This window comes from Helicobacter marmotae (assembly GCF_003364255.1).
GTDB classification, from domain to species: Bacteria; Campylobacterota; Campylobacteria; order Campylobacterales; family Helicobacteraceae; genus Helicobacter_C; species Helicobacter_C marmotae.
In genome coordinates this window covers 1-8,899 of record NZ_NXLR01000027.1, presented here as the reverse complement: position 1 = coordinate 8,899, position 8,899 = coordinate 1, and the positions used below count along the sequence as shown (strand labels likewise).

General features: G+C 36.0%; 9 protein-coding genes. 5 read left to right on the top strand and 4 right to left on the bottom strand.

Annotated features, from left to right (window positions below; all coding sequences use genetic code 11):
- The 3 genes from CQA63_RS08895 to dnaN all read right to left on the bottom strand — a co-directional run.
- On the bottom strand, positions 1-531 hold a 531-nt coding region (locus CQA63_RS08895), incomplete at its 3' end, for a restriction endonuclease subunit S (protein ID WP_211305740.1).
- A gap of 4 nt (positions 532-535) precedes the next feature.
- On the bottom strand, positions 536-2,854 hold the full coding sequence (gene gyrB, locus CQA63_RS08890; protein WP_104700381.1) for a DNA topoisomerase (ATP-hydrolyzing) subunit B: 2,319 nt from the start codon (positions 2,852-2,854) through the stop codon (positions 536-538).
- 39 nt (positions 2,855-2,893) lie between these two features.
- The gene (gene dnaN / locus CQA63_RS08885) at positions 2,894-3,955 is read right to left on the bottom strand and encodes a DNA polymerase III subunit beta (RefSeq protein ID WP_104700382.1); all 1,062 of its coding nucleotides are present in this window, start codon (positions 3,953-3,955) and stop codon (positions 2,894-2,896) included.
- A 262-nt stretch (positions 3,956-4,217) separates the two neighbouring features.
- On the opposite strand from dnaN, the gene CQA63_RS08880 reads away from it, so the two are divergent.
- Genes CQA63_RS08880 through CQA63_RS08865 form a run of 4 tightly spaced genes read left to right on the top strand, consistent with a single transcriptional unit; the run spans position 4,218 to position 7,536 of the window.
- Positions 4,218-5,330 (top strand): MlaE family ABC transporter permease, encoded by a 1,113-nt coding sequence (locus tag CQA63_RS08880; RefSeq protein WP_104700383.1) that lies wholly within the window; start codon positions 4,218-4,220, stop codon positions 5,328-5,330.
- A complete protein-coding gene (locus CQA63_RS08875; RefSeq protein WP_104700384.1) occupies positions 5,327-6,103 on the top strand; it encodes an ABC transporter ATP-binding protein in 777 nt (258 codons plus the stop codon). The genes CQA63_RS08880 and CQA63_RS08875 overlap by 4 nt, the downstream gene beginning before the upstream one ends.
- A 56-nt stretch (positions 6,104-6,159) precedes the next feature.
- Positions 6,160-6,930: an MlaD family protein gene (locus CQA63_RS08870; protein WP_104700385.1), complete on the top strand. Its 771-nt coding sequence runs from the start codon at positions 6,160-6,162 to the stop codon at positions 6,928-6,930.
- A gap of 6 nt (positions 6,931-6,936) precedes the next feature.
- On the top strand, positions 6,937-7,536 hold the full coding sequence (locus CQA63_RS08865) for a hypothetical protein (RefSeq protein ID WP_147288774.1): 600 nt from the start codon (positions 6,937-6,939) through the stop codon (positions 7,534-7,536).
- On the opposite strand, the gene CQA63_RS08860 is transcribed toward CQA63_RS08865, so the two are convergent.
- Positions 7,533-7,754 (bottom strand): hypothetical protein, encoded by a 222-nt coding sequence (locus tag CQA63_RS08860; RefSeq protein WP_104700387.1) that lies wholly within the window; start codon positions 7,752-7,754, stop codon positions 7,533-7,535. The genes CQA63_RS08865 and CQA63_RS08860 overlap by 4 nt on opposite strands.
- 65 nt (positions 7,755-7,819) lie before the next feature.
- Here CQA63_RS08860 and CQA63_RS08855 point away from each other — a divergent pair, with 65 nt between their 5' ends.
- Complete coding sequence (locus CQA63_RS08855; protein WP_104700388.1) at positions 7,820-8,785, top strand: transaldolase; 966 nt, start codon at positions 7,820-7,822, stop codon at positions 8,783-8,785.
- Positions 8,786-8,899: the final 114 nt, after the last annotated feature.

Genomic DNA, 8,899 nt, shown 5'->3' with positions numbered 1-8,899 from the left:
TAATGCTTTATTTATGCGATTATTTAGCTCTATTTTGCTATCAAGCACACTTAAAATATGAGCTATGTTTTCTTGTGTTTCAAGGGGAGGAAGGGGGATTTGGAAGTTTTTAATAATTTTTTGAGAAATATTATTTCTTGCTGTCCCAATGCTCATTCTCTTAAAATCTTTTGTTTTTTTTCTTAATGCTTGGAATATAAAATGCGGATTCGCTTCGGCATAGTTTGGTAGAATGGCACAAATTGCCTGATTTGTGCTTGCCTCTATATCTAAAATTCCTATCTGCCCCGTCGTCGCACCATACATTGCAATAAGGATAGTGTTTTTAGGAAAAATCTTAGCCGATGATTTTTGTAATCCTAGTTTTGTAATTTTTGTTTTACTATCGCGTATAATATTACCTTTTAACTCTCCACTATTTACCCAAGGGATAGTTCCATTTTTATAATATGCTTGCTTTGTGCTTGTAGGTGTCCCACCTGAAGATGTTTGAAAAATTTCATCTATTTTTCTTGTTTCCCACTTTTTCATAAATTTACACGTCTAAATGCTTAACATCTTTAGCATGTTCTTGTATATAAGCTCTTCGTGGCTCTACTTCATCACCCATAAAAAGCGTAAAAATTTCATCAGTTATGACATCATTATCAATCTTCACACGCAAAAGTGTGCGATTAGCTGGAGTCATGGTAGTTTCCCATAATTGGTCTGGATTCATTTCCCCTAAACCTTTGTATCGTTGGATATAGGCATCTTTTTTCGCACTTTCTTCAATTTTTTCTAAAAATGGTATCAAATCCTCGCCTTTGAGAAAATCTAAATCCCTTTGTGCGATCTTTTGATAAATTAATCGTGCTTGAGTAAAGAAATTATCCATAAAAAGCTTATCATTAATACCAAGCTCCACAAGCCCTACCTTTGTCTGCACATAAAGTGTAATTTGCTCATCACTTAGGGCTTTATTTAAGATATTACATTCTTTACTTTGTAAGAAAGATTCTATATTCTCACTTAAAGCTTGAAGTGATAGAGAATCCAAATGTTCATTTTCTACAAGATAGCGCACGACTTCAACCATAGGATAACGTTTTTCAAGCTCTTTGAGGATAGAGCGATAATGCGAGATAAATTTAAGAATTTCTAAAAGTTCTCTATTACCAATACCCTCAAAACTAAAATTTTCAATGCCATTTTCAATAAGATATTCGCTTAATGCCCTCTCATCTTTTAGATAAATCTCTTTTTTACCCTTTTTATAACGATAAAGTGGAGGTTGAGCGATATAAATATGCCCATTTTCTACAAGGGGCTTTAAATAACGATAGAAAAATGTCATTAAAAGTGTTTGAATATGGCTGCCATCAACATCAGCATCAGTCATTATGATAATTTTATGATAACGGAGTTTTTCAAGATTAAATTCATCGCCAATACCACAACCAAAGGCAGTAATCATATTTTTAATCTCATCACTTTTAAGGATTTTATCCAAGCGAGATTTTTCAACATTAAGAATCTTCCCACGTAAAGGCAAAATCGCTTGAAAAGCCCTATCTCTGCCTTGTTTTGCACTTCCCCCCGCACTATCACCCTCTACAAGATAAATTTCAGACTTCTCTGGGTCTTTACTTTGGCAATCAGCAAGCTTACCGGGCAATGTCCCTACAGAAAAATTCTCTTTTTTACGTGTGAGATCTCTTGCCTTTTTCGCTGCTTCTCTCCCACGCGCTGCCATAATGGCTTTTTGCATAATGGCTTTAGCTTCATTTGGATTTTCTTCAAAGAATTTTGAGAGTTTCTCATAAGAGAGCTTTTGCACAATGGGTTTTACAAAAGAACTTCCTAATTTTCCTTTTGTTTGCCCTTCAAATTGAGGGTCTATAACTTTTGTTGAGATAATAGCTACAAGTCCCTCGCGCACATCTTCACCACTGATTTTAGAATCTTTCTCACGCGCTGAAGCATTTGCTTCTATATAATTCATAATCGCACGGCTAAGCCCCGCTCTAAATCCTGCTTCATGCGTGCCTCCATCAGGAGTGCGGATATTATTTACAAAACTTAGCACTTTCTCATCATAGCCTTCATTATAAGCAAGTGCTACTTCAACTTCACAATCTTGTTCCAAGCAATCAAAACTAATAATTGAAGAGATAAAGGGCTTTTTATTTATATCGTGGATAAACTGCCCTAATCCTCCTTCAAAATGATAATTTTCTTCTAATCCTGTGCGTTCATCTTTAAAAGTAATAGTTACATTGTGATTTAAATATGCCATCTCTTTAAAGCGAGTGATAAGTACTTGTGCATCAAATTCTAAAACTTCCATAACTTCACCATCAGGGAAGAATTCTATAGTTGTGCCATGCTCTTTTGTATTACCAATAATTTCTAAATCACTTTGAGGGATACCTTTTGCAAATTCTTGGCGATAAATATGCCCATTTTTTTTAATCGTCATAATGAGGTGTTTTGAGAGAGCATTTACAACGCTTACCCCTACCCCGTGCAAGCCTCCTGAGACTTTATACGTATCTTGGTCAAATTTCCCTCCCGCATGGAGTGTAGTAAGCACAAGTGTAGCTGCTGGGAGATTCTCTGTAGGGTGAATATCTACAGGAATACCCCGCCCATTATCCTCGATAATCGCACTCCCTTGCTCTGTGAGTGTGATATTAATTTGATTACAATGCCCCGCCATAGCTTCATCAATAGAATTATCAACGACCTCATAAATCATATGGTGCAATCCACCGCTATTGGTATCACCAATATACATACCCGGACGTTTTCGTACAGCTTCTAAGCCTTTTAAAACTTTGATATTACTTGCTTGGTATTCCTTTTTTTCCATTCTAAAAATACTCCGTGAAGATAAGCTAAGTTAAGCCTGTTAGAGGATTACAGGCATAATGACGGTTGAAAAATTATCATCAATAACGACAAAAGGTGAGTTTGGCTCATTAATGCAAAGGGTGAATTCATTATTTTCAATTTGTGAGAGGAAGTCAAGAATATATTTGGAGTTAATGCCTAATGTAAGGTTTTCAATTTGAGTTTGTACTTCAATTTCAGCAGAAGCTTCAGCATTATCTTCATTCAAAGAGATAAATTGTATTTCTTGGGGAGTGAAAGTAATTTTAATGTTATTTGCTACGGATTTGACTATTTGCAAGCCATATATGAATTTATCTGTAGGGAGCACAAGTTTATGCTTAAATTCTTTAGGAATGATTTTCTCATAATCAGGGTATTTGCCATTGATAAGTTTTGTAAAAAAAGTGTATTCATCATTTTTGATAATTAAATGCGTGTCATTGTAATAAATGTGGAAATTATCAATAAAAAGTTTAGAGATCTCATTAATAGCCTTTTTAGGGATAATAAGTGAGAGTGTATCTACAGATTGGCTTTTATATTCAATTAATGCGAGTCTTCTTGTATCTGTAGCCACGAAGTTAAAGCTATAGTCTTTGATATTAAGCAAAGAGCCATTAAGTTCGTATTTTGGATTATTTGTATCAACAGCTGGATTGATTTTTTTAAGTGAGTTAAGGAATTGCGTAGATTCTATATGGATTTGTTTATTATTGTCATATTCTGGGAATTTTGGAAATTCATCAGCATTAAACATAGGAAGCTTTGTTCGCGCTCTTCCTTGTGAGATATGGATAGAATCTTGTTTTGTCTCAATGGTGATGTTTTTATCTTCTAGTGGTTTAATGATGTCTAAAATTTGTCTCCCATTCACGGTAGCATTGCCTTGCTCTTGTGATGAGATATTGATTTTAGATTCAAGCCATATTTCATAGTCTGTAGCTTTGAGTATAAGCTTGTCTTCTTGTGCTTCAAAGTATATGTGAGATGTAATTTGTGAGCGATCTCTTTTATCAAGGAAGTTTTGGCAATTAGTAAGTATGCTTTCAAGTAAGCTTTTGGGGAGTGAGATTTTCATCTTATGTGTCCTTTAGTATTTAAATATTGAGTAATAGTAGTAAGGGGTGTGAAAAAGTGAAAATCATTTAAACTCCCCTGTAAATTACCTTTTTACGATTGATATAAGCTGTGAATAACTCTAAACTTATATCACACTCTCCCGCGGATTATATACAAAGTTTGGTATATTTTTGCTTATAAAATCTGGGGTGTTTTTGAAGATATTGCAAGTTTTGCTTTATAATTGAGGTATTTTACTTTGCTTTGATAGAGGTTAGGAGATGAATTTTAAAGTCAATACTTCTTTAGATAAAGTATATATTGAACTTTATGGGCAATGTGATTGGACATTGCAGAAGAAGTCTCAAGATGCTTTAAGAGAGCTCATATCTCATCATACTTATATTGTCCTTGATTTTCATCATATCCAATCTATTGATTTTGTCTTTTGTGCCTTTATATGTGGGCTTTTAGAGGGGAAGTGCTTTGAGATAGTGGGCTCAAATGCTCAAATAAATGATATGTTTGCCTTGCTTTGGAGGACTTTAGAGAACTCTCATAAGCTTAAAACTCCCTCCTTTTCATTTGTATCTCAAATATGGGCGTTTTTTATTCCTATAGGGAAGAGAGTTGATGAATTTTTTCAAACTTTTTTAAATTTTCTTTCATTTTGTGGCGCGTGTTTATGGTATTTTTTCCGCTCATTAGCTTCTCCTAAACATTTTCGTTATAGCTCTATTTTTTATCATATTTATGAATCTGGCTTTAAAGCCTTACCCGTAGTGCTTTTAACAGCTTTTATTGTGAGTTATGCGATTGCTTTACAGGGTGTATTGCAGCTTGAGAAAATGGGTGCTCCTCTTATGAGTGTTGAGGTGGTAGCTAAGCTTGCCTTGCGTGAGATAGGACCTTTTATTCTAGCTATAGTCATTGCTGGGCGGAGTTCTTCAAGCTTTAGTGCGCAAATTGGTGTAATGAATCTCACTGAAGAGAGCGATGCGCTTAAAACAATGAATCTTAGCCTTTATGATTATCTCATTTTACCTCGTGTTTTAGCGCTTATTATCGTAATGCCCTTGCTTGTTTTCTTAGCCGATGGTATGAGTTTATTTGCAGCAAGTTTGGCTATAAAGATACAAACGGGTATGAGTTTTATGCAGTATTTAGAGCGATTTTATGAATATGTGGGCATTAATAACTTCTGGGTAGGAGTGGTAAAAGCCCCATTTTTTGGTGCTGCTATTGCTCTTGTGGGGTGCTTTAGGGGGCTTTATGTGAAAGGTGATACAGAATCTGTAGGTTTGCAAACCACTAAGAGTGTCGTAAATGCACTTTTTTGGATTACCTTAATTAATGCCATATTTTCTGTTATCACTACAAGGCTTGATGTATGAGTATTATTGAAGTAGAAAATCTCTATACACAATATGATGATGTCATTATTCACAATGGCATTAGCTTTGATGTGAAAAGAGGTGAAATATTTGGCATTTTAGGGGGAAGTGGCTCGGGTAAAAGCACACTTTTAAGAAGTATGCTTTTCTTGCAAAAGCCCTCCTCTGGGCGAATTTCTTTCTTTGGTGAGGATATTTGGGCATTGAGAGAAGACAAACGTGATAAGATTTTAAATCGTTGTGGTGTGATGTTCCAATTTGGGGCATTATTTTCATCAATGAATGTGCTTGATAATGTCAGCTTTTTACTCACGCAAAAAAGCCAATATGATAGTTTTACTATTAATAAAATCGCAAGAATGTGGCTAGAGCTTGTAGGATTAAGTGAAAAAGTAGCAGAGAAATACCCTTATGAGTTATCCGGCGGTATGAAAAAGCGCGTAGCCCTAGCTAGAGCTTTGGCATTAAGTCCTGATATTTTGTTTTTAGATGAGCCTACAAGTGGCTTAGATTTGCAGAGTTCAGAACGTTTTGACTTGCTTATTTTAAAGCTTAAAGAAATGTTTAAAATCACGATTGTTATGGTCACTCATGATTTAGATTCCATAAAAGATAGCGTAGATCGATTAATTTTACTCCAAGATGGGCAAATTGCCTTTAATGGCACACTCAAGGAGCTTTACACGCAGATAAATCAAGGCAGTATAGAGGCAAGGATTTTTTCAGGCAAGAGGGGGGAACGTTTTTGGCAAGGCTTGATATTAAATGCTTAATATGTAAGTTTATCAGGCACTTAAAACATTGAGATTAAAGCATTGAAAGGAAGAGTATGGAACGAAATGTGCGATATGTGTGGATTGGGATAATATTTTTCCTTGTTTTAATCTTTATGATTGCCTTTATATTATGGCTTAATCGCTTTGAAATCGACCCTAATAAATATGCTATCTATTATGCCTATAGTTCAAGTGAGGTAGAGGGTATAGGTACCAATACACCCATTCGCTATAAAGGCATAAGTGTAGGGAGAGTGCGGAGTGTGGGCTTTAAGGACATAAAAGAGGGCATTATAGAAATTGAAATGTTTATAGACTCTGCTTTGCTTATACAGGAGAATGCTAAAGTGCTTATTAGCTCACAAGGGCTAGCAGGGGCGAATTATCTCGCGCTCATACAAGGCAATGGGGGAGCCCTTAAGAGCGATAGTGAAAATAGAAAGGTGCTAAGTTTTGATAAAGGGGGCTTTGAGAAAATTATCTCCAAAGCCAGCGAGTTAGGCGATAGCGCAGATGTTTTATTAAAAAGTTTAAACCATATAGTAAGCGAGCAAAATATCACAGAAATAAATGCGATTTTAAAAGATATACACACTACAACCAAACATTTACAAAGTTTAAGTGCGCAAATGGATTCACAAATGAAAAATGGTGAATATAATATGCGTGAGATTCTTACCCCTACACTTTTGCAACTTCAAGGGAGCTTACAGGATATGAGCAAGTTTTTTACTGATGCGTCTAACTTTTTAAGCAAAATTGATAAAAGCCCTTATGACACGCTTTTTGGTAAAGAATCTCAAAAATCCACAAAGGATAAATAAGGATAAATGATGAGAAAAATCCCGCTTTTATGTGCTTTTGCATTGGCTTTGAGTTCTTGTGTTGATGTAAAAATCGCTTCATCTATTGATAAAATATCATACTTTAGCCTCTATAGCTATGCACAAACTTCCACCCCAGCAAAATGCCATATAAATGCAAAATTAGCCCTGCTTGATATATATGCCTATACCCCTTATGATGAGACATATATATACATTTTTGATACAAAGACTTTAGAAATAACTCCCCTCCATGCTAAAAAATGGATAAGCCCGCCAAAAGAAATGCTAAAAATGGCTTTACTTGATAGGGCGAAACAAAATTGCTTTGAAATCTCCATGCCGCCCTTAGGCACGCAAAAATTAGACAAAACTCTCAAACTCTCCTTGCTTTCTTTGCAAATTTTAAATGATAATGAGCTCTATCAAGTGCAAATGCGAGTGTTTTATGAATTCTTTTCTATGGGGAATTATAAAAGCAAAAGTGGTATGATAGAATCCCTAATCCCGCTTGATAGCCTTAGCCATGAAGTCCTAGCCCCTACTTTTGCAAAAGCTAGTGATGAGGTATTAACAAAGCTTTTTCATATCTTAAAATCCCTTTAATCCGCATCTGGCAGGGTTTCACCCTTTTGATTTTGGATTATCCAGCCTCTTTGTGAGGGGACTATAGGGTAAGTTTCTGCCGTGTGTAAATCAAACACATAGCAGCCATAGCTTTCTAATTTTGCTCTTTCTATGGGGATAACTTTCAGCCTATCGCGCACTTCTTGCATATCTTCACACATCGCGCTAAAGCCGCACATCATTAATTTATATCGCATACAATACTCCTTAAATTTATTTGCAATACTGCCTTGTTTTTATAAATCTATATAAAGGAGGAGCAATGCCAGAGGATTTTAGCCTATGGTGTGATTTTGTCCAAAAAGATTTTTTGAGAAATGAGTTTGTTAGTCTTGTTAGGGCTTCTCTTATACAAGGGGCTACAAGCAATCCTAGCATTTTTGCTAAAGCCTTTGCTACTCCTGTGTATAAGCAAGCCAGAGCAGGCTTAAGGGGCAAAAACAAAAAGAGTATTTATGAAGAACTTGCTTGTGCTGATATTCAAAGGGCAGCGGAGATTCTCAAGCCTTTATGGGAGAGAGATAAGGCTTTAGGCTATATAAGCCTTGAGATTGACCCATTTTTATGTGATGAGGCAAGTAAAAGTATAGATGAGGGTAAGAGACTTTATAAGCGTATCAATATGCCAAATGTGATGATTAAAGTCCCCGCCACACAAGCGGGCTATGAAGTGATGAATGCTTTAGCTAAAGAGGGCATAAATGTAAATGCCACTTTAGTTTTTAGCCCTAAGCAAGCCAAAGAGTGCGCACTTGCTTTGCAACAAGGCATACATTATGCAAGCTCTTCTATTCAAGCTGTGATAAGCGTATTTGTCTCTCGTTTTGATAGAGCAGTAGATTCTCAACTAGAGGCGCATTTACGCGCAAAATGCGGGATTATCAATGCTATGGATTGCTATGAGGTGATAGAGAGTTTCAAAGCACCTGCTATACGCACACTTTTTGCCTCCACAGGGGTAAAGGATGGAGATTTAGAGCCAAGCTATTATATTGATAGCCTTATTTTCCCCCATAGTGTGAATACCGCTCCACTTGATGCTATCAGGGCTTTTGAAAAATCTCAAAATAAAGCCCAAAAGCTTTTAATGAATGCACAAAATCGCCTTGCTTTTTGGGAGAGCTTGCAAAATGTGGGTATTTCTCGTCAGAGTTTTTCTCAAAACCTTTTAGATGAGGGCTTGAGTGCATTTTGCGCAAGTTTTGAAGAAATGCTCCGGGCATTGTAGTTTTGTTTTGAGGGTTGGATTCATTGTCATTCTGAGGCTTTGTAAAAGCCGAAGAATCTCTCTTAGAATTGCTAGAAACTCTGCCACTATTGTCATTCTGAGCCTCCTTTAGGA

Excerpts from the sequence above, each read along its gene's own strand:
- gyrB (WP_104700381.1), bottom strand. The coding sequence starts at position 2,854 with ATGGAAAAAAAGGAATACCAAGCAAGTAATATCAAAGTTTTAAAAGGC.
- dnaN (WP_104700382.1), bottom strand. The coding sequence starts at position 3,955 with ATGAAAATCTCACTCCCCAAAAGCTTACTTGAAAGCATACTTACTAAT.
- CQA63_RS08880 (WP_104700383.1), top strand. The coding sequence starts at position 4,218 with ATGAATTTTAAAGTCAATACTTCTTTAGATAAAGTATATATTGAACTT.
- CQA63_RS08875 (WP_104700384.1), top strand. The coding sequence starts at position 5,327 with ATGAGTATTATTGAAGTAGAAAATCTCTATACACAATATGATGATGTC.
- CQA63_RS08870 (WP_104700385.1), top strand. The coding sequence starts at position 6,160 with ATGGAACGAAATGTGCGATATGTGTGGATTGGGATAATATTTTTCCTT.
- CQA63_RS08865 (WP_147288774.1), top strand. The coding sequence starts at position 6,937 with ATGATGAGAAAAATCCCGCTTTTATGTGCTTTTGCATTGGCTTTGAGT.
- CQA63_RS08860 (WP_104700387.1), bottom strand. The coding sequence starts at position 7,754 with ATGCGATATAAATTAATGATGTGCGGCTTTAGCGCGATGTGTGAAGAT.
- CQA63_RS08855 (WP_104700388.1), top strand. The coding sequence starts at position 7,820 with ATGCCAGAGGATTTTAGCCTATGGTGTGATTTTGTCCAAAAAGATTTT.